This window comes from Streptomyces paludis, assembly GCF_003344965.1.
In the GTDB taxonomy this organism is placed as follows: domain Bacteria; phylum Actinomycetota; class Actinomycetes; order Streptomycetales; family Streptomycetaceae; genus Streptomyces; species Streptomyces paludis.
Map to the genome: position 1 here is coordinate 2863978 of NZ_CP031194.1, position 23598 is coordinate 2887575.

Genomic DNA, 23598 nt, shown 5'->3' on the forward strand with positions numbered 1-23598 from the left:
TCGTGGACCACATCACCAAGCCGCTCCCCGTGGTACAGCTCCGTGTTCCCACGGAGGAGGACACGTTCACCTGGCACGAGGTCTTCAACGACCCGGAGGTGATGGAGTTCCACGGCGGCGCCCCCGCCGAACTCTCGGTGTACGCGGAGCTGACCGCGCGGCAGCGCCGGCACGACGCGGAGCGCGGCTTCTGCTTCTGGACGATGCTGGACGAGCGCGGCGAGGTGATCGGCTTCACCGGCGCCCAGCCCTGGCCGCACCAGAACATGGGGCCGGTCGGCGAGATCGAGATCGGCTGGCGGCTGAGCCGGGCCCACTGGGGCCGGGGCTATGCGACGGCCGCCGCCCGGACCACCCTGGAGCGGGTCCGGGCGGCGGGTGTCGAGCGGGTCGTGGCGATGGTCAACTCCCGGAACGAGCGATCGGCGGCCGTGGCCAGACGGCTGGGCATGGAGGAGGACGAGACCTCCGCGTTCTCGTTCTCCTCGCCGCACTACGCGACGGAGCAGCGGGCGCTCTGCTTCCGGCTCGACCTGTGATCCAGCAGCCCTTGCATATGCCGGAGCGCCACCACAAGAGTCCCCACTCGGGCATCACTGTGTCATTTGCGGCCAAGTACTGAAGTAAAGCGAAAGCGATCAGTCGCTTCCCCGGATGCTGTGCGAGCACCGGCCCTGCCCAGGGCCGGTCTCACCGAAGGAGCGATCCTTGAAGAAGTTACTGGCCCGGACGACGGCCGCCCTCGCCACGGCCGCCTCCCTCGTACTGATACCGCTGGCCGCCGCCCCGGCCCAGGCCACCGTCACCGCCAACCATCCCGGCATGACCTGGAGCGTGGTCAACAAGGGGAGCGGCGTGGTCCAGCCGAGTTCCGACGCCGTGACCAACCCGTACAACGGCGACACCCCGGCGAGCGCCACGCTGCCCGTGCTCTGTCTGAGAGTCACCAACGCCCCCGTGCCCGCCGGTATCACCCCGACCTTCAACGTCGGATGGGCGCGCGGCACGGTCGCCGCGACCCCGCCCGTCCAGGGCACCACGCTGACCAGCTGGGCCGTGGCCGACGCGCTGTGCGTCCAGTACTACGGGCCGGGCTGGCGGATGGCCGAGTTCCATGACGGCCGCTACGGCGCCGATCTGTCGCAGTCGGGCGGCTGGTCGTTCTGGGCCCACGGCTATCTGCCGGAGAACACCCGCTTCTGGGTGGCCATCAACGACCAGATCGCCAACCCCTGGAACTGACGGGCACCGAGCCGGTGCCGCGGCGGACTCGCGGATCCCGCGGGCCCGTCGCGGCGCGGCGCCCGGCATGGGGCCCGTACACCCGGCGCCCAGTATCAGGCCCGTACGCCCCGGTGCAGTGCGACGACCCCGCCCGTCAGATTGCGCCACGCCACCTTCGACCAGCCCGCGCCCTGGAGCCGGGCCGCCAGCGCCGGCTGGTCAGGCCAGTCGCGGATGGACTCGGCGAGATAGACATACGCGTCGGGGTTGGAGGAGACCGCGCGCGCGGTCGGCGGGAGCGCGCGCATCAGGTACTCCTCGTACACCGTCCGGAACGGCGCCCAGGTCGGGTGGGAGAACTCGCAGATCACCACGCGCCCGCCCGGCTTCGTCACCCGGTACAGCTCGCGCAGCGCCAGATCGGTGTCCTGGACGTTGCGCAGACCGAAGGAGATCGTCACCGCGTCGAACACCTCGTCGGCGAAGGGCAGCCTCGTCGCGTCGCCCGCCGTGAACGGCATCCAGCCGTGCCGCTTCTTGCCCTCGCGCAGCATGCCCAGCGAGAAGTCGCAGGGTACGACGTACGCGCCGGTGGCGGCGAAGGTCAGCGAGGAGGTGGCGGTGCCGGCCGCCAGGTCGAGGACCTTCTCCGCCGGACGCGCGTTCACGGCCTTGGCGACCTCCTTGCGCCACCGCCGGTCCTGGCCGAGCGAGAGCACATCGTTGGTGAGGTCGTAGTTCGCCGCCACGTCGTCGAACATCGAGGCGACTTCGTGCGGCTGCTTGTCCAGGGATGCTCGGGTCACGCCCTCCATTGTGGCAGGGCGCCCCCCGCGCCTCCCCTGTCAGGGCCGTCAGGGCCGTCAGGGCAGCAGCCTCGGTGCCCGTTTCGCGGCGACGTCCTCCACCCAGCCGAAGAGCCCGACCGCGACGGCGATCAGCACCCACGCGATCCCGAACTGGAACCACTGGCTGTCGAGCGGCAGATCCTGCTCGAAGGCCGGGATGTTCCACATCAGATCGATCAGCGGTACGGACACCATCAGTGCCACCTCGTGCCAGAGATAGACCGTCACCGCGCGGGCGTTGAAGATCTTCACGATCCGGTCGGCCACCGGCCACCGCGCGAGCGCGCCGAAGTCCGGCCGGAACCTCAGCAGCAGCAGGACGAACCCCCCGGACCACAGCGCCTGCGCAAGCGGGATGTCGTCCAGGTCGTACGTACCGTCGACCTGATGGCCGAAGGCCCACCAGCCGCCGGCCGCCATCAGCGGCAGCGCCGCCCCGGTCACCGCGCCCGGCCGCAGCCGGTCGAGCACCCCGTCGCGGTGCGCGAAGCCGAGCAGCCAGCAGAACAGGAAGACCGACAGATCGCTGAGCGCGCTGCCGAGCCGCCCGTCCGGCACGCTCCACACCGTCTCGAACACGACGACCGGGAGAAGGGAGAGCAGCAGCACGGGAAGGGGCGCGAGCCGGAACACCCGCAGCAGCACCGGCGACAGCAGTACGAACCAGAGATACGTGCGCAGATACCAGAGCACCGCCCACGCCTGCTCGCCCCACGCGTTGCCCGGCGGATCCCCCACCGGCAGCACCCAGTAGAGGGCGTCCGCCCCCGGCAGCCACCCGTGCTTCGCCATCGCCACCCCGATGACCAGCGCGAACACCCACAGCGGAATCAGCAGCCGACGCAGCCGGCTCCGGATCACCCGCCCGGCCGGCCGCTCCAGCGAGCGCGCCATCAGCGACCCGGCGAGCGCGAACATCACGCCCATCGACGGGAAGACCAGCCCCAGCCACGGCCACTCGAAGGTGTGGTACGTCACCACCCGGACCAGCGCGAAGGCGCGCAGCGCGTCGAAGTACCGGTCGCGGCCCGCGCCACCGGGCGCCTGGGTGGACGCGCCCTTCGCGGCCACCGCCCGCGTCCCTCTGCGGTGCGCGCCCGCCATCAGAGCGCCCCCGCCCCGGCGCGCGGTGTGCCGACCTCGCCGGTGCGCTTGAGCTTCTGCCAGCGCAGCCGGCCGCCGGTGAGCGCCGTGACGCTGGAGTGGATCAGCACGAGATACATCAGCTGCCGGTAGGCGATCTGCTGGAGCGGCAGCATCAGCAGATAGCGGTACTTCTCCCGGTCGAGCCGGAACGCGTACGCGGCACAGAGCAGTTGGACGAGCAGTACGGCCAGCCACGCCAGCAGCGACGCCTTGAAGTCCACGAAGATCATCGCGTACACGGTGAACACGTCGATAAGGGGCGCGAAGACCGGCGTGACCACCTGGAAGAGCACCACGAGCGGCATCCCCACCCGGCCGAACCGGCCCGAGGGCCCCCGGTCCAGCACCGACCGGCGGTGCTTCCACAGCGCCTGCATCGTGCCGTAACTCCAGCGGTAGCGCTGCCGCCACAGCTGGCCGATGCTCGCGGGCGCCTCGGTCCAGGCGCGCGCGTGCTCCGCGTAGACGACACGCCAGCCGGCCCGGTGGAGGGCGATGGTGATGTCGGTGTCCTCGGCGAGGGTGTCCTCGCTCATCCCGCCGACCGCGAGGACCGCCTCCCGGCGGAAGGCGCCGATCGCGCCGGGGATGGTGGGCATGCAGCGCAGCAGGTCGTACATACGGCGGTCGAGGTTGAAGCCCATCACGTACTCGATGTGCTGCCAGGCGCCGATCAGGGTGTCGCGGTTGCCGACCTTGGCGTTGCCGGCGACCGCGCCGATCCCCGGGTCGCCGAAGGGCTGCACGAGCAGGCGTACGGTGTCCGGCTCGAAGACGGTGTCGCCGTCCATCATCACGACGATGTCGTAACGGGCCTGCCGCACCCCGTTGTTGAGCGCGGCGGACTTCCCGGCGTTCTCCTGGCGGATGACGCGGAGGTTGGGCAGCCCCAGGGCCTCCGCGATCTCGGCCGTACCGTCGGTGGAGCCGTCGTCCACGAGGACGATCTCGATGGGGTGGGTGCTCGCGGCCAGGGAGTTGAGGGTGTTGGCGATGCACTCCTTCTCGTTGTACGCGGGCACGATGACGCTCACCGGCTCGTACACCGGCGGCCCCCACGCGAAGCGCCGTCTGTTGCGCTGCCGGTAGTGGCGGCGGGCGAGGACGAGCATCAGCCCGAAGCGGCCCATCACGGCGACACCGACGACCGCGAGACCGACCGCGAGACCGGGTACGGACCACTCGGCGACGGCTACGGCGGCGATCAGCGCGCGGCCCTCCCAGAGGGTGGTGCCGGTGGCTTTGTGATGGGCGGCCTGGAGGAGATTGCCCTGAGCGCCGTCCTGCGGGCCACCGAACGTGTCTCCCGCCTGCTGCCGGTCCTGCTGCTGGGCGCCGCTGACCGTGGTGAAGGTGTAGCCCTTCGCCTTCATCCGCTTGATGTACTTGGGCAGCGCGGTCAGCGTCTCCTCGCGGTCGCCGCCCGCGTCGTGGAAGAGCACCGCCGCGCCCTTGCCGCTCTTCGGTGTCGCCCACTTGATGATCTTGTCGACCCCCGGCAGCTGCCAGTCCTCGCTGTCGGTGTCGATGAAGACGCTGGTGTATCCCATCGCGCCGAGCCGCTGATAGACAGGCCAGCTCTCGTTGTCGATCGCGTCGTTCGTGGAGGAGTACGGAGCCCGGAAGAGCGTCGTCGTAATTCCCGCCGCGCCCGCCAACGCCAGCTGGGTCTGCGCTATTTCGCGCTTGACGCGGGCCGCGCTCTGATACGAGAGATCGACATGGGTGAACGTATGGACACCGACCTCGTTCCCGTCCGCGACCATCTTCTTCACCACGCCCGGATAGCGGGAAATCATGGAGCCGATCAGAAAGAAAGTGCCGGGGACGTCATTGTCGTCAAGGATCTTGAGAACCTGGTCGGTGTACTCGGGATCCGGGCCGTCATCAAATGTCAGAACGATGGTTCTGTCGGCCACGGACTGCGTGCGCGGACGCCCGTTCTCGAAGGTCAGGAAGGGCCCGCCGTCAGCGACCGACTCGGGGACCTCGCTGCTGCTCGCGTCGGACCGTACGCGCTGGTCGCCCCCGACCTCGGAGCGCAGATAGCCGTCGAGCAGCAGCACACTGACCAGCCCGACGAGGAGCAGCAGGGCCACGATCACACGCGGCTTGGGGATCGCCTGGCGGCGGACCTGCTCGATACGGCTGGGGGTGGCGTGACGGCGTTTACGGCTGCCGGTGGTGTTCTCGGTCATCGGATCAGTTGCCGCTGGCGGTCGAAGCAGCGGGAGAGGGCGCACCGCTCGGCATCCCGCTCGGCGGCGCCCCCTCCCCCGGCGGTACGTTCCCGGCGCCGCCACCACCGCCACCACCCTCCGCCGCCGCCGGACCGCCGTTGAACGGCGAGATCTCCGAGGGCGTCAGGGAGATCCCGCCCATGAAGGCGAGCCCGAGCACGGCGACATAGCCGATGCAGACGATGCCGAACACCACCCCCGCGCGGCGCAGCAGCCGGGACCTGCGTCCTGACGTGTCCACGAATACGGGGCCTTCCCGGTGGCCGGTGCCACGCTTGCGACGGCGGCGGCCACGCGGCGCTGATCGGTTCTCAAGGGCGGAGTCGGAATGCATGCGAGCACGTTGGCCGTTGGTTATGTGTGAATCCTGTGCCTCGTGGTCGGCATTGCTATGAATGCGGTCCATCCCTGTCAATGAGCTGAGAAAAGCGCCGTGCGGACCACCGTCCGGGGTACTCTCCGCACCCCATAACCGGCAGCGCGAAAAGGGCAGTTGGCGGAAGATACCGAACAGCTTTCCGAAGCGCTGTGCGGTCCGTCACCCCATTCGCCCGTGAGAGGCTCGCCCCGTCCTCTTGTCCTTCATTCCGCGACGGAAATCACGAGAGCGGGTGCATTCACCATGCGGAGTTTTCCGAACCGGACGGCAGTGTTGCGGGCCGGAGCGGTCGCGCTGATCCTGGCCTGCGCGGGCTGCTCGACGGGTACGGCCGCCGACACCGGCCAGGGCTCCGCGCCCAAGGGCGGGCCGTCCGGTCCCGGCGGGCCCGCCGGCGATACGGGCGCGGGCACCGCCACCGCCCCGACCGGCTACGCCCCGTACGTCAGCGCCACCACCGCCGCGAGCACCGACGCGACCGGCTCCCCGGCCACGTACAACCTCGCCTTCGCGGTGGCCGACAGCACGGACGGCAGCGCCACGTGCGCCCCCGCCTGGGGCGGTACGGCGGCGTACGGCAGCGCGGCCGTGGCAGCCCGTACGGCGAAGCTGACGTCCTCCGGCGCCGACCTCCGGGTCTCCTTCGGCGGCGCCGCCGGCACCGAACTCGCGCTCGCCTGCGGCAGCGCCGACAAGCTCGCGGCGGCGTACGCGAAGGCGCTCGACGCGGTCGGCGCGGCCAAGGCCGACTTCGACATCGAGGGCGACGCCCTCACCGACACGGCCTCGATATCCCTGCGGAACAAGGCGCTCGCCCAGCTCCAGAGCGCCCGCGACCTCGACATCACGTACACCCTGCCGGTGATGCCCGACGGCCTGGAGAAGACCGCGACGGCCGTCCTCAGCGACGCCGTGAAACAGGGCGTGGACATCTCGGCCGTCAACATCATGGCCATGAACTACAGCACCTCGAACACCGGCGACATGGGCGACTACGCCGAGAGCGCCGCCGAGGCCGCGCACGACCAGATCGCCGACACCCTCGGGCTGTCGTCCGCCAAGGCGTGGCGGGCGCTGCACATCACCGCGATGATCGGCGTCAACGATGTCGCCGGCGAGACCTTCACCCTCGCGGACGCCACCCAACTGCGCGCGTTCGCACGGCGGAAGGGCGTGGGCACGCTCTCCATGTGGGCGACCTTCCGCGATCAGCGGTGCGCGGACGGGGTGTCGACGGCCAAGGCGTCGGACGCGTGCAGCGGCGTCGACCAGAAGACGGGCGCCTTCGCGAAGGCGCTCTCCGGGACAGGTAACGACTGAAGCGCCGGGACAGCAGTTCCTCAGGCCCTTCGGTGCAGCAGCCGCCCCGCGCACACCGTCGCCACACACCGCCCGTCCGCGTCGAACACCGCGAGATCGGCGCGGCCCGCCTCGGCGATCGCCGTACGCCGCGCCCCGGACCGCCCGCCCGGCAGGACCACGACCCCGGCCCGCGCGGCGGCCTCCCGGACGCCCGGCTCCGCCGCGTACCCCTCCAGCACCGCCACCGCGCCCCGCTTCAGGACGGCGTGGATCCGCTCGCGCGGGCTCGGCGCCTCGGGCAGCGGCCCGTCATGGACGAGCGCGGGCCCGAGGACGCCGCTCCACCGCCGTACGCGGGCGGCCGGGAAGCGTTCCCTCAGCTCCTCGTACGGACCGATCGCGCCGATCCGGTCACCGGCCACCAGGACCGCGCCCCCCGCAGCGGCGTCCGCGTCCCAGGCCGTACGGACCTCGTCAGCGGTGTGCAGGGTCTCCAACGCGGACTCCGGCCTCTCGGTTGGTGACGATCAGTTGGTGGCGATCAGTTGGTGGCGATGAGCTTCAGCTCGGGGTGCGCCGTACCGCCCTCGATCGCCGTGGAAGAGATGTGCGAGGCCACGCGGTCGTCCACCGGGTCGTTCGCCGGGTCGTCGTGCACGACCAGGTGCTCGTACGTCGTCGCGCGCTGCGCCGGGACGCGGCCCGCCTTGCGGATCAGGTCGATGATCTCCAGCCGGTTGGAGCGGTGCCTGGCCCCCGCCGACGAGACGACGTTCTCCTCCAGCATGATCGAGCCGAGGTCGTCCGCGCCGTAGTGCAGCGACAGCTGGCCGACCTCCTTGCCGGTGGTCAGCCAGGAGCCCTGGATGTGCGCGACGTTGTCGAGGAAGAGACGCGCGATCGCGATCATGCGCAGGTACTCGAAGAGGGTGGCCTGCGTCCGGCCCTTCAGCTTGTTGTTCTCCGGCTGGTAGGTGTACGGGATGAACGCGCGGAAGCCGCCCGTCCGGTCCTGTACGTCCCGGAGCATCCGCAGATGCTCGATGCGCTCGGCGTTGGTCTCGCCCGTACCCATGAGCATGGTGGACGTGGACTCGACGCCCAGTCCGTGCGCGGTCTCCATGATCTCCAGCCAGCGTTCGCCCGACTCCTTGAGCGGGGCGATCGCCGTGCGCGGCCGGGCGGGCAGCAACTCGGCGCCGGCGCCCGCGAAGGAGTCCAGACCGGCGGCGTGGATCCGCCGGATCGCCTCCTCGACCGAGACCTTGGAGATCCGCGCCATGTGCTCGACCTCGGAGGCGCCGAGGGAGTGGATGACCAGCTGCGGGAATTCCTTCTTGATCGCGGCGAAGTGCTCTTCGTAGTACTCCACGCCGTAGTCCGGGTGGTGGCCGCCCTGGAACATGATCTGCGTACCGCCGAGTTCGACGGTCTCCGCGCAGCGGCGCAGGATGTCGTCGAGATCGCGGCTCCAGCCCTTGGCGGTGTCCTTGGGCGCGGCGTAGAAGGCACAGAACTTGCACGCCGTCACGCAGACGTTCGTGTAGTTGATGTTCCGCTCGATGATGTACGTCGCGATGTGCTCGGTGCCGGCGTAGCGGCGGCGGCGTACGGCGTCGGCGGCGGAGCCCAGCGCGTGCAGCGGCGCGGAACGGTAGAGGACGAGCGCTTCCTCGGGCGTGATCCGGCCGCCGGCGGCGGCACGGTCGAGGACGCCAGCGACGTTCACGGACGTAAGGTCGGCCTTTTCGGTCACTGGGGCGGGTCCTTCCCGAGGGGGTGCTGACGACCGATCCAGCGTACGCCAGGCGGGCCGGCGGACCAGCGAGCGGCCTGCCTCCGCCCCCGCCTCACCGGCCCCGCCGGCTCACTGTTCACCGTTTCTGCGGGGTGAGCGTGCCGTGCGGCGTTCCGGCCGCCGCGTCCCGCGAGTCGTAGCTCACGCTGGAGCCGTCGCCCGCGAGGGTGTAGACCACCTCGACCGTGCCGCCGGTGCACAGCCCGGCGACGGAGGACTTGTCCGGATCCAGGCGCTCGGTGACCAGCAGCTCCCGGTCCGCGGTGACGGAGACCAGCGTCCCGACGCCGTGGCACGCCAGCTCGTCGCCCAGGCCGGGGACCTGATTGGTCGTACGGACGACGGTGTCGCCCTTCGCGCCTTTGCTGAACACGGCCGTGAGGGAGCCCCCGGGCAGACCCGAACGGGTGGTGACATCCCCCTTCCAGGTGCCGACGAAGCCGGCCGGCAGCTCGGTGGCACGCCCACCGGCGTCACCGGCGGTGGTTCCGTCGGGCATGGGATCGGCGCCGGTGTCGGGCAGGGGGGCGCCGGTGGGGGTGGACACATTGCCCTTGCCGACATCGCTGGTGCCGCTGTCGCCGCCCGGGAGGAGATCGAGGAAGAACGCGCCGCCCACGGTCGCCACGGCCACCACGCCCGCCACGGCGAGGGCGATGGTGCAGCTCATCCGGCGGGTACGCGGCCGGACGCCGGCGCCGGACGCCCCGCCCGGCGCCGTACCCGGATCCGTACCGCCCTCGGCGGTGACGGAGAAGGACAGCCGCTGCGCGGGCACCGGACGCGCGAACGGCTCCCCGGGCGCGGGCGGTACGTCGGTGAGGGCCGGACTGCTGAACGGTACGAGCCCGGTGTCCTCCACCGGAGCCGGGACAGCGGGAACGGCCGGGACAGCGGTGGCCGTCGGGACAGCAGAGGCAGCGGAGGCAGCAGAAGCCTGGGCTACAGGCCCGGCCCCCGGCCCACCCCCCGGCGCGTCCACCGGCCCCGCCGTGTCCAGGTCCAGCAGCCGTACCGCCGCCCGGCTGACCGCCTCCACCAGCGGCCCCGGCAGCCACCCGCCCGCCGCGACCAGCGCCCCCGCCCCGCCCGCGCCGGGCGCCAGCCGCTGGGCGACCTCCTCGGGCGCGGGCCGGGCGGCCGGGTCCTTGGCGAGGCAGGACGCGACCAGCTCCCGCAACGCGCCTTCGAGGGAGCCGAGTTCCGGCGCCTCGTGCACCACCTTGTAGAGCAGCGCGGCCGACGAGTCACCGGCGAACGGCCCGGTCCCCGTCGCCGCGTACACCAGCACCGCGCCCAGCGAGAAGACGTCCGCGGCGCCGGAGACGGTCTTGGCCAGTATCTGTTCGGGCGACATGTAGCCGGGCGAGCCGACCGAGACACCGGTCGAGGTGAGCGAGGCCGTGCCGTCGACGGCGCGGGCGATCCCGAAGTCGATCAGCCGGGGCCCGTCGAGGGTGAGGAGCACGTTCGACGGCTTGACGTCCCGGTGGACGAGTCCGAGGCCGTGCACGGCCGCCAGCGCCTCCGCGAGCCCGGCGCCCAGCGTCCGTACGGACCGCTCGGGCAGCGGCCCGTGGCCCGCGACCGCCTGGGTCAGCGAGGGGCCCGCCACATAGCCGGTCGCCACCCACGGAACGGCCGCCTCCGGATCCGCGTCCAGCACCGGCGCGGTCCACGCCCCGCCGACCCGCCGCGCCGACTCGACCTCGCGCCGGAACCGGGCGCGGAACTCGTCGTCCAGCGCGAAGTGCGGATGGACGACCTTGACCGCGACCGTACGACCGCCCCCGGAGCGGGCCAGATAGACCCGCCCCATCCCGCCCGACCCCAGCCGGCCGAGCAGCCGGTACGGCCCGATGGACGCCGGCTCACCTGCCTCCAGCGGCTGCATGGCCCCCGCCTCCCCCTCGTCCGTGACCGCTTCTCGCTCGTCTGCGCAGCAGCCTAGGGGGTCACACAGGGCCTAGGGTGCGAGCAGTTCGACGTGTACGTCCGCCGGGAAGCCCGTCGTGGGTCCGGTCCGGCGCGCGAACTCCCGTACGCCCGCGAGCTGGTCCGGGCCGAAGCGGAAGTCGAGCGTCGTGAAGTAGCGCTCCAGCAGCTCCGCGTCGAAGGACTCCCAGCGCGCCGCCTGCTTGGCGACCTGTCCGACCTCCTCCAGCGAGAGGTCACGGGAGGCGAGGAACGCCTCGTGCGCCTTCCTCACCTGCCGCGGCTCGCGCGCCAGATAGTCCTTGCGGGCCGCCCAGACCGCGAAGACGAACGGCAGCCCGGTCCACTCCTTCCACATCTGCCCCAGGTCATGGACCTGGAGGCCGAGCCGGGGCGCGTCGTGCAGCGAGGCGCGCAGCGCGGCGTCACCGATCAGGACGGCCGCCTCGGCGTCCTGCATCATCACCCCGAGGTCGGGCGGGCACGTGTAGTAGTCGGGCCGGACGCCGTACTGCTCACTGAGCAGCAGCTGCGCCAACCGAACTGATGTACGAGAAGTGGAGCCGAGCGCCACCCGGGCGCCGTCGAGCTGCTCCAGCGGCACCTGCGAAACGATGACGCAGGACATGACAGGACCGTCGCAGCCAACGGCGAGGTCGGGGAATGCGACTAGGTCGTCGGCGTTACGGAGGAATTCGACGAGGGTGATGGGGCCGATATCCAGCTCGCCCCGAATCAGCTGTTCGCTGAGCTTCTCCGGGGTGTCCTTCGTCAGCTCCAGATCGAGGAGTGTTCCGGTCCTGGCGAGCCCCCAATAGAGGGGCAGACAGTTCAGGAACTGAATATGGCCGACGCGCGGACGGGTACGGCCCGGACGGCCGCCGGCCCCCGCCCCGGCGTCCGCCGCCGTCACCGCTTCCGCCACCGCTGCTGGCGCTGCCGCTGTGTTTTCCTCGGGACTCTCCACATCGCGAGGCTAGACCCGCGCGGTGGCGGGGGCCGATCCGGGGCGCCGGCGGAGCCCGCCCGGGGGGCCGTTTCGTCAGCCCGGAGGGGTCTATACAAACGTCCGGGTGAAGTGATCTTTCCCTCTACCGCTGCACGCGGAGTGCGTGCTAGGCTCGCCGCAAGTTGCAGTTTGGTTTCCCTTGCAGTACAGAGCCTGCGGAGCATGTGACCCGCAGGCTTTTGTAGTTTTCAGACTTCTTTGCAGGTTCTGGAGCAGGGCAACCCTTTGGCCCAAGGAGGGCTTATGGCTACCGGAACCGTCAAGTGGTTCAACGCTGAAAAGGGCTTCGGCTTCATCGCCCAGGACGGCGGCGGCCCGGATGTCTTCGTCCACTACTCCGCGATCAACGCGTCCGGGTTCCGCTCCCTTGAGGAGAACCAGGTCGTGAACTTCGACGTCACTCAGGGCCCGAAGGGCCCCCAGGCGGAGAACGTCACCCCGGCCTAGTCTCCCGGGTCGGCGATCGCGCTCGACTTAGCAGTAACCAAGGAGCCCTGCTTCCCCCACTCGGGTGGGGAAAGCAGGGCTCCTGCCTGTGCGGGGTCGCCTCAGGTCGCCGCCGTATACGAAACAGCTACGAACCGTGACGGCGCGCGCCCCTACTGGACGGCGCCGTCCTCCTGGGTCCGGTTGGACTCCAGACGGGCGTCCAGCTTGGCCTTCGCCTGGTCGACCTTGGGGGCGAGCTGTGCGGACATCTCGTCGCGCTGCTTGCGCAGCAGGACGAAGCTGAGCGGCGCCGAGACGACGAGGGAGAGCAGCAGCACCCAGACGAAGTTGGAGGCGCCGAGGCCCTTGGGCACGATGCCGAACTGGACCAGGGCGGCCACGACGACGAACGAGCCGACGAAGATGCCCAGGCGCATGACGCTGTACCGGATGGTGGCGTTCGTCTTCGCAGCGGTCACGGCGGGGCCTTCTCTCTCGTCGGGGTGCCCGAACAGTCAAGCACGTCCCGTTCGGTACCTGTTCCTTCGGTACCTGTTCCCTCGGTACGTGCTCAGCGGTGCAGCGGGAGCAGCATCGTGATGTCGTCGCGGTCGTCCCCGGGGGCGACCCTGATCGCGTCCGGCACACGGCCGACCTCTTTGTAGCCGCAGGCCGCGTAGAACGTGTCCACGCCCGTGCCGCCCCGGCAGCCGAGCCGGATCGCCTCGATGCCGTCCAGCCCGCGCGCGGCGTCCGCGACGGCGGCCATCAGGTCGCGGCCGTATCCCTTGCCCTGGTGGCCGGGGTGCACCATGACGGTGTAGAGCCAGAGCCAGTGCCGCATCAGCCGGTGGGTGTTGAGCGTGAGGAACGCCGTCGCGGCGACGGCGCCCGTCTCGTCGTACCCGACCAGCAGCCGGGAGCGGCCCTCGGCCATCGCCGTGAAGTGCTTGAGCAGCTCGGGCCGTATGTCCTCGGGCGTCACGGGCGGTACGAACCCGACGGCGCCGCCCGCGTTGCTGACGTCCGCCCAGAGGGCGAGCAGTCCGTCGCGCAGGGCGGGGTCCACCGTCGGGTCCAGCTCGAAGATGAGCGCCATGTCCGGGACCGCCTCAGATCCGCATCGGCTGCGGGGACTCGCGGCGCTCCGCGTCCGGGCCCGGGTACTCGCGGATGATCTCGTACCGGGTGTTGCGCTCGACGGGGCGGAAGCCGGCGTCGCGGATGAGGTCGAGCAGGTCCTCGCGGCCGAGCTTGTTCGGGGTGCCGTAGTTGTCCGCGTCGTGCGTGATCTTGTACTCGACGACGGAGCCGTCCATGTCGTCCGCGCCGTGCTGGAGGGCGAGCTGCGCGGTCTGGACGCCGTGCATCACCCAGAAGACCTTGACGTGCGGGACGTTGTCGAAGAGCAGCCGGGAGACTGCGAAGGTCTTCAGCGCCTCGGCGCCGGTGGCCATCGAGGTCCGTGCCTGGAGGCGGTTGCGGACCTTGCCGTCCTTCATGTCCACGAAGTCGTGCTGGTAGCGCAGCGGGATGAAGACCTGGAACCCGCCGGTCTCGTCCTGGAGTTCACGCAGCCGCAGGACGTGGTCCACCCGGTGGCGGGGCTCCTCGATATGCCCGTACAGCATCGTCGCCGGGGTCTTGAGCCCCTTCGAGTGGGCGAGCCGGTGGATACGCGACCAGTCCTCCCAGTGGGTGTTGTGGTCGACGATGTGCTGCCGGACCTCCCAGTCGAAGATCTCGGCGCCGCCACCGGTCAGCGACTCCAGACCGGCGTCGATCAGCTCGTCGAGGATCTCGGAGGCGGAGAGCCCGGAGATCGTCTCGAAGTGGTGGATCTCGGTGGCGGTGAACGCCTTGAGGGAGACCTGCGGGAGGGCTTCCTTGAGCGCGCTGAGCGAGCGCGGGTAGTAGCGCCACGGCAGCGTCGGGTGCAGGCCGTTGACGATGTGCAGCTCCGTGAGGTTCTCGCCCTCCATCGCCTTGGCGAGGCGGACGGCCTCCTCGATGCGCATCGTGTACGCGTCCTTCTCGCCCGGCTTGCGCTGGAACGAGCAGTAGGCGCAGGACGCCGTGCACACATTCGTCATGTTGAGGTGACGGTTGACGTTGAAGTGGACCACGTCACCGTTCTTACGGGTCCGGACCTCGTGCGCGAGGCCGCCGAGCCAGGCCAGGTCGTCGGACTCGTACAGGGCGATGCCGTCCTCACGGGTCAGCCGCTCACCGGCCCTGACCTTCTCCTCCAGCTCGCGCTTGCGACCTACATCCTGGACAGATGCAGTCATCAGGCCGCCTCCCATACGTCTACCAATCGGGCGGTCCGAGCCTACGCCCCCCGACTGACAACGCCCGAGGCGGCCCTCCGACGGCCGACGCGGCCGGGCCCCTCCCCGGCTCACTCCTCGGGCAGTTCACCGACCCGGTTCTCCCACTTCGTGGAGAGAACGATGGTGGTACGCGTCCGGGAGACGCCCTTCGTGCCGCTGAGCCGGCCGATCGTCCGCTCCAGACCGTCCACGTCACCGGCCCGGACCTTGAGCATGTACGAGTCGTCGCCCGCGATGAACCAGCAGTCCTCGATCTCGCTGAGGTCGCGCATCCGCCGGGCGACATCCTCGTGGTCGGCCGCGTCCGAGAGGGAGATCCCGATCAGCGCCGTGACACCGAGACCGAGCGAGGCCGAGTCGACGGTGGCGCGGTAGCCGGTGATGATGCCGGCCGATTCGAGCCGGTTGATCCGGTCGGTGACGCTGGGGCCGGAGAGCCCGACGAGCCTGCCCAGCTCGGCGTACGAGGCCCTGCCGTTCTCCCTGAGGGCCTGGATGAGCTGCCTGTCCACGGCGTCCATATGGGTTAAAGCCTTCCATTATTCAGCGATCAAGCGAGAATACACGGCCAATCTAAGGCATGCAGCACGGGATGCCTGCGAATCAGCAGTTTTCTAACGGCCGGGGCTCCCGGGAGCCGAGCCGCCGCCCAGCTCCCCCTCCCAGCGGCGGTACAGCCGGTGCGCCACCCCTGCCGCGTCCAGTACCCGCCCGGCGACGAAATCCACCAGGTCCTGGATACGGGTCGCGCCCGCGTAGAACGCGGGCGACGCCGGCAGTACCACGGCGCCCGCCTCGTCCAGCGCCACCAGGTGCTTCAGCGTCTGCCCGTTCAGCGGCGTCTCCCGTACGGCGACCACCAGCGGGCGGCGCTCCTTCAGGGTCACGCTCGCCGCGCGCTGGAGGAGGTCCTTCGACAGCCCGAGCGCGACCCCGGCCACGCACGCCGTCGACGCGGGCACGATCAGCATCCCCTTGACCGGGTACGAGCCGGACGAGGGACCGGCGGCCAGATCCCCGGCGCCCCAGTGCCGTACGCCGTCGCCGTCGAGCCCCACGGGCTCGAAGGTGTCCGGCCTGCCGTCGGCGCCGCGCGCGAGCCAGGTGCGCAGGTCGTCCCGCCAGTGCGCGTCCCGGTAGGAGATCCCGGTCTCGTCCAGCAGGGTCAGCCGCGAGGCGCGGCTGACGACGAGGTCGACGCTCTCGCCGGCGTCCAGCAGGCCGCGCAGCACGGCGGCGGCGTACGGCGTCCCGGACGCCCCGGAGACCCCGACGACCCAGGGCCGCCTGGGCCGGGGCTCCCCGGGCGGTCGGGGGGTGGCGTCGTCTGCGTACGGTCCGGGCTTCACGCGTCCGAGCCTATCCGGCGGCCCCGGGCCGGAACCGAGAGCCGTCCCCCGGACGTTGGAAGGGGGAGAGAAGCGGGAAGAGAAGCGGGAGAAGAGAGAAGCCGGAGGAGACGGAATCCGGCGAGGGGGCCCTGATGCCGTATCCGAATCGCACCATCGACCATTCGACCCCGCGGGGGCGCACCTCCCGCATGAAGGCCGCCGCCGGCGTGATGATCGGCTGGGTGGCGCTGCTCTGGGTGCTGGAGGCGTTCAACAGCGCGACGGGCTCGCTGACGACGTACGGACTGAGTCCGCGCGAGGTCGGTGAGCTGCGCGATGTGATCCCGATGGCCTTCCTGCACCACGGCTTCGACCACCTCATGTCGAACACCGTGCCGCTGCTGATCCTCGGCTTCCTCGCGGCGCTGACGGGCCTGCGCCGGTTCGCCGCCGTGGTGCTGACGATCATGATCGTCGGCGGTCTGGGCGTCTGGCTCACCGCCGCGGACAACACCGTCACGGCGGGCGCCTCCGGAGTCGTCTTCGGCCTGCTCGGCTATCTCCTGGTCCGCGGCTTCGTGGACCGCAACGCGGTGGACATCGTCACCGGCCTGCTGGTGCTCCTCTTCTACGGCTCGGCCCTGTGGGGCGTCCTGCCGACCAACTCGGCGGTCAGCTGGCAGGGCCATCTCTTCGGCCTGATCGGCGGGGTGATGGCGGCGTTCATGTTCCGCCGCGAGGCCCCGCTGAACGAGCGGATAACCGGCCGCGGCTGAGCGCGCGGCCGGGCCCGGCTCGGGCCCGGCCGGCTACACGCCCAGACCGCGGACGGCCAGGTCGAGAAGCGCGCACACGAAGAGAGCTATGCCGATGAAGCCGTTGACCGTGAAGAAGGCACGGTTCAGCCGGGACAGATCGTGCGGCTTGACGATGGTGTGCTCGTAGAGGAACGCGGCGGCGACGATCACCAGACCGGCCCAGAAGAACGCGCCGGCGCCGGTGGCCAGGGCGTACCAGACCAGCAGCGCCATGGTGACGGCGTGGCAGCCGCGGGCGCCGTACAGGGCCGCCGGGACGCCGAAGCGGGCCGGGACGGACAGGACGCCGTGCGCGCGGTCCGCCTGGACGTCCTGGCAGGCGAAGATCAGGTCGAAGCCGCCGATCCACACCCCGACCGCCAGCCCGAGGATCACCGCCTCCCACGACCAGCTCCCGGTCACCGCCAGCCAGGCGCCGACCGGGCCCATGGCCTGCGCGATGCCGAGGATGGCGTGCGGGTAGTGGGTGAACCTCTTGCCGTACGGATAGACCACCATCGGGACGACGGCGACCGGCGCCAGCGCGAGACAGAGCGGGTTGAGCGCCGCCGCCGCGCCCAGGAAGACGGCGAGGGCGACCAGCGCCCCGGTCCACGCGGACCGTACCGACACGGCGCCCGTCACCAGCTCGCGGCCGGCCGTGCGCGGGTTACGGGCGTCGATCTCGCGGTCGATGATCCGGTTGCAGGCCATCGCGAACGTACGGAGGCCGACCATGGCGACCGTGACCAGCAGCAGCCGCAGCCAGTGGACGGTGCCGTCCAGCCGGAACATCGCGGTCAGCGCGGCGATATAGGCGAACGGCAGGGCGAAGACCGAGTGCTCGATCATCACCAGCCGCAGAAATCCCCTGGTCCGGCCGGGTGGCCGCGGCAGGGCCGCGGCGGCGCTGGTCACAGGCCGTACTCCCGCCAGCGGCGGTCGACCTTGGCCGCCGTCTCCGGATCGGACTCGACCATCTCCGGCCAGCCCCCGTCCCGGGTGTAGCCCTCCTCGGGCAGCTTGCGGGTCGCGTCGATCCCCGCCTTGCCGCCCCAGAACTGCTGGTAGGAGGAGTGGTCGAGATGGTCGACCGGGCCCTCCACGACGGTGAGGTCGCGCGCGTAGTCCGTGTTCCCCAGCGCCCGCCAGGACACCTCGTGCAGATCGTGGACATCGCAGTCCGCGTCGACCACCACGATCAGCTTGGTCAGCGACATCATGTGCGCGCCCCAGATCGCGTGCATCACCTTCTGCGCGTGCTTGGGGTACTTCTTGTCGATCGAGATGATCGCGCAGTTGTGGAAGCCGCCCGACTCGGGCAGGTGGTAGTCCACGATGTCCGGCACGATGATCTTGAGCAGCGGCAGGAAGAAGCGTTCCGTCGCGCGGCCCAGCGGCCCGTCCTCGGTCGGCGGCCGGCCGACCACGATCGACTGGAGCAGCGGCTTCTTCCGCATCGTCACACAGTCGATGGTGAGCGCCGGGAACTCCTCCTGGGGCGTGTAGAAGCCGGTGTGGTCGCCGAACGGGCCCTCGGGCAGTGTCTTGCCCGGTTCGAGCCAGCCCTCGATGACGACCTCGGCGTGGGCGGGCACCTGGAGCGGCACGGTCTTGCAGTCGACCATCTCGATCCGGCGGCCCTGCACGAAGCCCGCGAAGAGGTACTCGTCGATATCGCCCGGCAGCGGCGCCGTCGACGCGTAGGTCACCGCGGGCGGACAGCCGAACGCGATCGCGACGGGCAGCCGCTCGCCGCGCTTGGCGGCCACCGCGTAGTGGTTGCGGCTGTCCTTGTGGATCTGCCAGTGCATGCCGATGGTGCGTCGGTCGTGGCGCTGGAGCCGGTAGAGCCCGAGGTTGCGGATGCCGGTCTCGGGGTGCTTGGTGTGTGTGAGCCCGAGGTTGAAGAAGGAGCCGCCGTCCTCCGGCCAGGTGAAGAGCGCGGGCAGCTGGTCCAGGTCCACGTCGTCCCCGGTGAGGACCACTTCCTGGACCGGCGCGTCCTTGATCTTCTTCGGCGGTACATGGGTCATCGCCCCGAGCTTGCCGAACGCCTCGCGCACCCCGATGAAGCCCTGCGGCAGCTCGGGCTTGAGCAGCCCGCCGATCTTGTCGCTGATGTCGGTGTACGCGTTCAGCCCGAGGGCCTTCAGCAGCCGGCGGTCCGTGCCGTACACGTTCATCGCCAGCGGCATGGACGAGCCGCGTACGTTCTCGAAGAGGAGCGCGGGCCCGCCGGCCTTGTTGACCCGGTCGACGATCTCCCCGACTTCCAGATGGGGGTCGACTTCGGCCTTGATGCGCTTGAGGTCGCCGTCGCGCTCAAGCGCCCTGAGGAGCGAGCGAAGATCGTCGTAAGCCATGCGCTCCAGTGTGTCATCCTCCCCGGCGGCTTCCGCCGGGGGCGGTACTCCGGGCGCACTCGCTACTCTGGACGTTCAGGGGGGCCGTTCACCCGGTCTCGATCTCCAAGCGCAGGGGGGACCTCCATGCTGCGGGTGCTGATGTTTCTGGTGCCGCTGGCTCTCAGCATCTACGCCTTCATCGACTGCATCACCACCGATGAGAAGGAGATCCGCTTTCTCCCGAAGCCCATCTGGGCCATCCTGGTGCTGCTCTTCCCGCTGGTCGGCTCCATCTCCTGGCTGATCGTCGGCCGGGACCGTACGTCGGCGGTGCGCCGCGGCGGCTGGGTCGCGCCGGACGACAACCCGGAGTTCCTGAAGTCCCTCAAGGACGAGAAGGACCCCGGAAAGCCGGAGAAGGACGCGAAGAACACCAAGGACGCGAAAGGCGCCAAGGACGCCGAGGATTCCGACGACTCCTCGCACCTGGCGCAGTGGGAAGCGGACCTGCGCCGCCGCGAGGAGGAGATCGAGCGCCGTGAGAAAGGCGGCGGCAGCGCGGACGACGTCCCGCCCAAGGCGTGATCGCGAGTCATCGCACGCGACAGAAGAGGCGCCCCCGGAGAAGGAACCGGGGGCGCCTCTTCTGTTGCGTGTGCTCCACGCCTGTTATGCGCGCTCTGCTTATGCGCGCTCCAGGCGTCAAACTCCCGCGTACGAGTGTTTTCCGCTGACGAAGATGTTGACGCCGTAGTAGTTGAACAGCCAGCAGCCGAAGGCGATCAGGGCCAGATAGGCGGCCTTGCGGCCCTTCCACCCGGCCGTGGCGCGGGCGTGCAGATACGCGGCGTACGCGACCCAGGTGATGAAGGACCAGACCTCCTTGGGGTCCCAGCCCCAGTAGCGGCCCCAGGCGTCGCCCGCCCAGATCGCGCCCGCGATGATCGTGAACGTCCAGAGCGGGAAGACGGCGGCGTTGACGCGGTACCCGAACTTGTCGAGCGTCGCGGACGCCGGGAGCCGCTCCATGACGGACGTGGCGAACGCGCCAGGCTTCTCCCCGGCGGCGAGCTTCGTCTCGTACCGCTCGCGGAAGAGGTAGAGCACCGTGGCGGCGGCGCCGACGTAGAAGACGGCGCCGCAGAAGATCGCGGTGGAGACGTGGATCCACAGCCAGTACGAGTGGAGCGCGGGCACGAGCTGGTCGCTGGCCGTGTACAGGACGGTGACGGCGAGGCCCAGGTCGAGCAGGACCGTCGTGATGAGCGGCAGCCCGAGCCAGCGGACGTTCTTCTTCATCACCAGGAACGTGAGGTAGACGGTCACGGCGACCGTCGAGAAGGTGATGTTGAACTCGTACATGTTGCCCCACGGCGCCCGTTGCACGGACAGCGCGCGGGTGACCACGCCCGCGGCCTCGACGGCCCAGGCGAGGACGGTGAGGGAGATCGCGATACGGCCGTAGAGATCGCCCTGTTCGTCGCCGCCGGCCGCGCCGGGGCCGTCCGGGATGTCGCGGGTGCCGGGCGCGGCGCGGGTGATGATCTTCGGCCGGTCCAGGACGGCCGTACCGCCCTTCACCGCCGCGGCGTCCGCGCGCGCGGGTTTGCGGGCGCCCGGGGCCGTCTTGGCGCCGCCGGTGATGGCCGCGGCCGTTCTGGCGACCTTGGAGCGGCTGCCGAACAGCCACTCGGCGATATGCGCGAAGAAGGCCAGCAGGTAGACGGCCATCGACGAGTAGATCAGCACATTGCTGGTGCTTGCCAGGCTCTCATTGGTTGCTGCGGCGGCGAGATTCACTTCTCGGCCCCTCCGGCATTCTCTTCTCGGGACTCTGCGGATGCTGCGGATTCGGCGGACTCGGCCGATTTGGCGGACTCGGCAGGTTCAGCCGGTTCGGCGGGCTCGGGCGCGGTGGGCGCCTTCGCGTGGAGGGCGTAGGCCAGCTCGCCCAGTTCCTCGGGGAGCTTGGCGGACTCGCTGCGGCCCAGTCCCGCCATCTCGACCACGGTGACGCCGTCGGCGCCCCGTACCGTACGGACCCAGATCCGGCGCCGCTGGATGAAGAGCGAGCCCGCGAGCCCCACGATGGCGGCGATGGCCCCGGTGAGCGCCCACGCGTCGCCGGGCTGGTGGGTGATCTGGAAGCTCGCCCACTCCTTGACGCCCTTCTCGAAGGTGATCGAGCCGGCGCCGTCGGGCAGGGTGAGCTTGTCGCCCGGCAGCAGGGTCTTCTTCAGGACATTGCCCTTGGCGTCCTTGAAGGCGGTCAGCTTGCGGGTGTTGAGCTGGTAGACGTTCTGCGGCAGTCCAGCGTCGACGCCCAGGTCACCGTGGTACGCGCCGATGTTGAGCACCGGGAAGTCGAGCGCGGGGAAGCGGGAGAACATCTGCCCGGAGCCCTTGCCGCCGTAGGTCGGCACGAAGAACGCGGCGAAGCCCAGCTGGTCCTTCTTGCCGTTCTTGTCGCGGTAGCCGTCCATCACCTTGATGGCGCCCGTGGACGAGATGTTGTTGTCGATGGGCAGCAGCGGGACCGCGCCGGAGAAGACCACCTTGCCCTTGCCGTCCCGGACGGTGACGACGGGCGCGTAGCCGTGGGCGATCAGATAGACCTTCGAGCCGTCCACCACCAGGGGCTTGTTGACCTTGATGACCGCCTTGCGGTCCTCGGCGTCCGGGCCGTCCGCGTAGTTGACGTGGGCCTCGAAGGTCCGGGGGGTGCCGAGCTGCGGGCCGCTGCGTTCGTACGTCGCGGTGAACTTCTCCAGGTTGAAGCTGAACGGCGCGAGGTCCTCCGTGCTGAACAGGGAGCCCGACTTGAAGTCGTCGTACTGCGTGAGCGTGTTGGCGAAGCCGTCGCCCTCGACGATCAGTTTGCCGCCCTCGGACTTGAAGAGCTGTCCGGAGGCGAAGGCGATCAGCAGCACGATGAGCGCGATGTGGAAGGAGAGGTTCCCCGCCTCGCGGAGATAGCCCTTCTCGGCGGCGACGGCGTCCCCGACGGTGTGGGCGCGGTAGCGGCGCTTCCGGAGGATCGCGAGCGCGGCCTCCCTGGCCGCCTCCGGCTCCGCCGTCGTACGCCAGGTGGTGTACGCGGGCAGCCGGGTGAGGCGCCGGGGGGCGCCCGGCGGACGGCCGCGGAGCTGACCGACGAACTGCCAGGTGCGCGGGACGATACAGCCGATGAGCGAGATGAACAGCAGGATGTAGATCGCGGAGAACCACACCGAGCTGTAGACGTTGAAGAGCTGGAGCTTGTCGTAGAGCGGGGCGAGGGTCTCGTGCCGGTCCCGGAACGCCTGGACCTTCAGCTCGTCGATGCTGGTCTGCGGGATCAGCGAGCCGGGGATGGAGCCGAGGGAGAGCAGGAAGAGCAGGATCAGCGCGACGCGCATCGAGGTCAGCTGCCGCCAGAACCAGCGGATCCAGCCGATGATCCCGAGGGTGGGGCCACCGATGACATCGCTGTCGCCGGCGCCGGCGCGGTCCGCGGCGCCGTCGGCGCCCGTACCCTCCTCGCGTGGCGCGGTGGAGAGGCGGGCGCCCGCGTCACTGAAGTCCCGGGCGTCCTGCGCGGCGCTCGTACCGTCCGCTGCGTTCGTACCGTCGGCGGCGTCCGTGCCGTCGGGCGCTGTGTCGCTCGTCGAAGCCTTGCTCATGGAACTAGATCCCTACCGTGAAGCCGTTCGACCAGGTCTGCATCTGCTGCACGATGGTGTCCCACGCCCCTGTGAGCAGCAGCAGACCGGTCACGATCATCATTCCGCCGCCGACGCGCATGACCCATACGTAGTGGCGCTTTATCCAGCCGAACGCCCCCAGCGCCTTGCGGAAGGCGAGCGCGGCGAGCACGAACGGCAGCCCGAGGCCGAGGCAGTACGCGGCCATCAGTATCGCCCCGCGGCCCGCGCTGGCCTCGTTGAGCGCCAGGGTGTTGACGGAGGTGAGCGTGGGGCCGAGGCAGGGCGTCCAGCCGACCCCGAACATCACCCCGAGCAGCGGGGCGCCCGCGAGGCCGGCCACCGGGCGCTGGTGGAAGCGGAACTCGCGCTGGGTGAGCCAGGGCATCAGCCCCATGAAGAAGATCCCCATGAGGATCATCACCACGCCGAGTACCCGGCTTATCGCCGACTGGTACTCCTGGAGCGTGGCGCCGAAGAACCCGAAGAGCGCGCCGCCCGACACGAAGACGGCCGTGAAGCCGAGCACGAAGAGCGAGGCACCGGCGAGCATCCGGCCGCGCCGGGCATCCGCCAGGTCGGTGCCGCTGACCCCGGTGACGTAGGAGAGATAGCCCGGTACGAGCGGCAGCACGCACGGCGAGAAGAACGAGACGAGCCCGCCGAGCACCGCGATCGGGAGCGCGAGCATCAGGGCCCCGCTGTAGACCGTCTCGTTCATACGGGACGCCGCCCCGGGCGCTCCGGTACGGGACGCTCCGGTACGGAACGCGGTACGGGACGGCCCGGGCGCTCG

24 protein-coding genes are annotated in these 23598 nt (G+C 70.2%); 6 read left to right on the forward strand and 18 right to left on the reverse strand.

Features of this window, described 5'->3' with window-relative positions; translation table 11 throughout:
• The first annotated feature begins 11 nt into the window (after positions 1-11).
• On the forward strand, positions 12-539 hold the full coding sequence (locus DVK44_RS12510) for a GNAT family N-acetyltransferase (RefSeq protein ID WP_114665084.1): 528 nt from the start codon (positions 12-14) through the stop codon (positions 537-539).
• 169 nt (positions 540-708) lie between these two features.
• On the forward strand, positions 709-1242 hold the full coding sequence (locus tag DVK44_RS12515; RefSeq protein WP_114659744.1) for a flagellar hook-length control protein: 534 nt from the start codon (positions 709-711) through the stop codon (positions 1240-1242).
• A 95-nt stretch (positions 1243-1337) separates the two neighbouring features.
• On the opposite strand, the gene DVK44_RS12520 is transcribed toward DVK44_RS12515, so the two are convergent.
• The 4 genes from DVK44_RS12520 to DVK44_RS12535 are packed head-to-tail and all read right to left on the reverse strand — an operon-like array spanning position 1338 to position 5699.
• The gene (locus tag DVK44_RS12520) at positions 1338-2030 is read right to left on the reverse strand and encodes a demethylmenaquinone methyltransferase (protein ID WP_114665085.1); all 693 of its coding nucleotides are present in this window, start codon (positions 2028-2030) and stop codon (positions 1338-1340) included.
• A gap of 57 nt (positions 2031-2087) precedes the next feature.
• Entirely contained in the window at positions 2088-3176 is a 1089-nt protein-coding gene (locus DVK44_RS12525) for an acyltransferase family protein (protein ID WP_114659745.1), read from the reverse strand.
• Positions 3176-5416, reverse strand: coding sequence for a bifunctional polysaccharide deacetylase/glycosyltransferase family 2 protein (locus DVK44_RS12530; protein WP_114659746.1), 2241 nt, complete (start codon positions 5414-5416; stop codon positions 3176-3178). Before DVK44_RS12530 ends, DVK44_RS12525 begins: the two co-directional genes overlap by 1 nt.
• A gap of 4 nt (positions 5417-5420) precedes the next feature.
• A complete protein-coding gene (locus tag DVK44_RS12535; protein ID WP_162793800.1) occupies positions 5421-5699 on the reverse strand; it encodes a hypothetical protein in 279 nt (92 codons plus the stop codon).
• 381 nt (positions 5700-6080) lie between these two features.
• Here DVK44_RS12535 and DVK44_RS12540 point away from each other — a divergent pair, with 381 nt between their 5' ends.
• A complete protein-coding gene (locus DVK44_RS12540; RefSeq protein ID WP_114659748.1) occupies positions 6081-7157 on the forward strand; it encodes a glycoside hydrolase family 18 protein in 1077 nt (358 codons plus the stop codon).
• Positions 7158-7177: 20 nt separating this feature from the next.
• Here the strand turns inward: DVK44_RS12540 and DVK44_RS12545 are convergent, their stop codons facing one another.
• From DVK44_RS12545 to DVK44_RS12560, 4 genes are all read right to left on the reverse strand, one after another.
• Entirely contained in the window at positions 7178-7636 is a 459-nt protein-coding gene (locus DVK44_RS12545; RefSeq protein ID WP_114659749.1) for an imidazolonepropionase-like domain-containing protein, read from the reverse strand.
• Positions 7637-7680: 44 nt separating this feature from the next.
• Positions 7681-8895 carry a cyclic dehypoxanthinyl futalosine synthase gene (gene mqnC / locus DVK44_RS12550; protein WP_114659750.1) on the reverse strand — a complete coding sequence of 405 codons (1215 nt, stop codon included), beginning with the start codon at positions 8893-8895 and terminating at the stop codon, positions 7681-7683.
• Positions 8896-9013: 118 nt separating this feature from the next.
• On the reverse strand, positions 9014-10831 hold the full coding sequence (locus DVK44_RS12555; RefSeq protein ID WP_114659751.1) for a serine/threonine-protein kinase: 1818 nt from the start codon (positions 10829-10831) through the stop codon (positions 9014-9016).
• 72 nt (positions 10832-10903) lie between these two features.
• Positions 10904-11785 (reverse strand): menaquinone biosynthetic enzyme MqnA/MqnD family protein, encoded by an 882-nt coding sequence (locus DVK44_RS12560; protein WP_181957631.1) that lies wholly within the window; start codon positions 11783-11785, stop codon positions 10904-10906.
• Between the two features lie 339 nt (positions 11786-12124).
• Between DVK44_RS12560 and DVK44_RS12570 the strand changes: the two genes are divergently transcribed.
• A complete protein-coding gene (locus DVK44_RS12570; protein ID WP_003967102.1) occupies positions 12125-12328 on the forward strand; it encodes a cold-shock protein in 204 nt (67 codons plus the stop codon).
• A gap of 152 nt (positions 12329-12480) precedes the next feature.
• On the opposite strand, the gene DVK44_RS12575 is transcribed toward DVK44_RS12570, so the two are convergent.
• The 5 genes from DVK44_RS12575 to DVK44_RS12595 all read right to left on the reverse strand — a co-directional run bounded on the left by DVK44_RS12575 (position 12481) and on the right by DVK44_RS12595 (position 15992).
• On the reverse strand, positions 12481-12789 hold the full coding sequence (locus DVK44_RS12575; protein WP_228447105.1) for a DUF4229 domain-containing protein: 309 nt from the start codon (positions 12787-12789) through the stop codon (positions 12481-12483).
• Between the two features lie 92 nt (positions 12790-12881).
• Positions 12882-13409: a GNAT family N-acetyltransferase gene (locus DVK44_RS12580; RefSeq protein WP_114659753.1), complete on the reverse strand. Its 528-nt coding sequence runs from the start codon at positions 13407-13409 to the stop codon at positions 12882-12884.
• A 13-nt stretch (positions 13410-13422) separates the two neighbouring features.
• A complete protein-coding gene (gene mqnE, locus DVK44_RS12585; protein ID WP_408055316.1) occupies positions 13423-14601 on the reverse strand; it encodes an aminofutalosine synthase MqnE in 1179 nt (392 codons plus the stop codon).
• 110 nt (positions 14602-14711) lie between these two features.
• Positions 14712-15164 (reverse strand): Lrp/AsnC family transcriptional regulator, encoded by a 453-nt coding sequence (locus DVK44_RS12590; protein WP_114659755.1) that lies wholly within the window; start codon positions 15162-15164, stop codon positions 14712-14714.
• A 93-nt stretch (positions 15165-15257) separates the two neighbouring features.
• On the reverse strand, positions 15258-15992 hold the full coding sequence (locus DVK44_RS12595) for a UbiX family flavin prenyltransferase (protein ID WP_114659756.1): 735 nt from the start codon (positions 15990-15992) through the stop codon (positions 15258-15260).
• Between the two features lie 134 nt (positions 15993-16126).
• On the opposite strand from DVK44_RS12595, the gene DVK44_RS12600 reads away from it, so the two are divergent.
• On the forward strand, positions 16127-16750 hold the full coding sequence (locus tag DVK44_RS12600; protein ID WP_114659757.1) for a rhomboid family intramembrane serine protease: 624 nt from the start codon (positions 16127-16129) through the stop codon (positions 16748-16750).
• Positions 16751-16783: 33 nt separating this feature from the next.
• Here the strand turns inward: DVK44_RS12600 and mqnP are convergent, their stop codons facing one another.
• A complete protein-coding gene (gene mqnP / locus DVK44_RS12605; RefSeq protein ID WP_114659758.1) occupies positions 16784-17689 on the reverse strand; it encodes a menaquinone biosynthesis prenyltransferase MqnP in 906 nt (301 codons plus the stop codon).
• A complete protein-coding gene (locus DVK44_RS12610) occupies positions 17686-19137 on the reverse strand; it encodes a menaquinone biosynthesis decarboxylase (protein ID WP_114659759.1) in 1452 nt (483 codons plus the stop codon). The genes mqnP and DVK44_RS12610 overlap by 4 nt, the downstream gene beginning before the upstream one ends.
• A gap of 126 nt (positions 19138-19263) precedes the next feature.
• Between DVK44_RS12610 and DVK44_RS12615 the strand changes: the two genes are divergently transcribed.
• The gene (locus DVK44_RS12615) at positions 19264-19704 is read left to right on the forward strand and encodes a PLD nuclease N-terminal domain-containing protein (protein WP_114659760.1); all 441 of its coding nucleotides are present in this window, start codon (positions 19264-19266) and stop codon (positions 19702-19704) included.
• Positions 19705-19821: 117 nt separating this feature from the next.
• Here DVK44_RS12615 and ccsB read toward each other — a convergent pair whose 3' ends face one another.
• From ccsB to DVK44_RS12630, 3 genes are read right to left on the reverse strand one after another with little or no spacing between them, the layout of a single operon-like run.
• A complete protein-coding gene (gene ccsB, locus DVK44_RS12620) occupies positions 19822-20919 on the reverse strand; it encodes a c-type cytochrome biogenesis protein CcsB (protein ID WP_162793802.1) in 1098 nt (365 codons plus the stop codon).
• On the reverse strand, positions 20916-22781 hold the full coding sequence (gene resB / locus DVK44_RS12625) for a cytochrome c biogenesis protein ResB (RefSeq protein ID WP_114659761.1): 1866 nt from the start codon (positions 22779-22781) through the stop codon (positions 20916-20918). The genes ccsB and resB overlap by 4 nt, the downstream gene beginning before the upstream one ends.
• Before the next feature lie 4 nt (positions 22782-22785).
• Positions 22786-23523 carry a cytochrome c biogenesis CcdA family protein gene (locus DVK44_RS12630; protein ID WP_114659762.1) on the reverse strand — a complete coding sequence of 246 codons (738 nt, stop codon included), beginning with the start codon at positions 23521-23523 and terminating at the stop codon, positions 22786-22788.
• Positions 23524-23598: the final 75 nt, after the last annotated feature.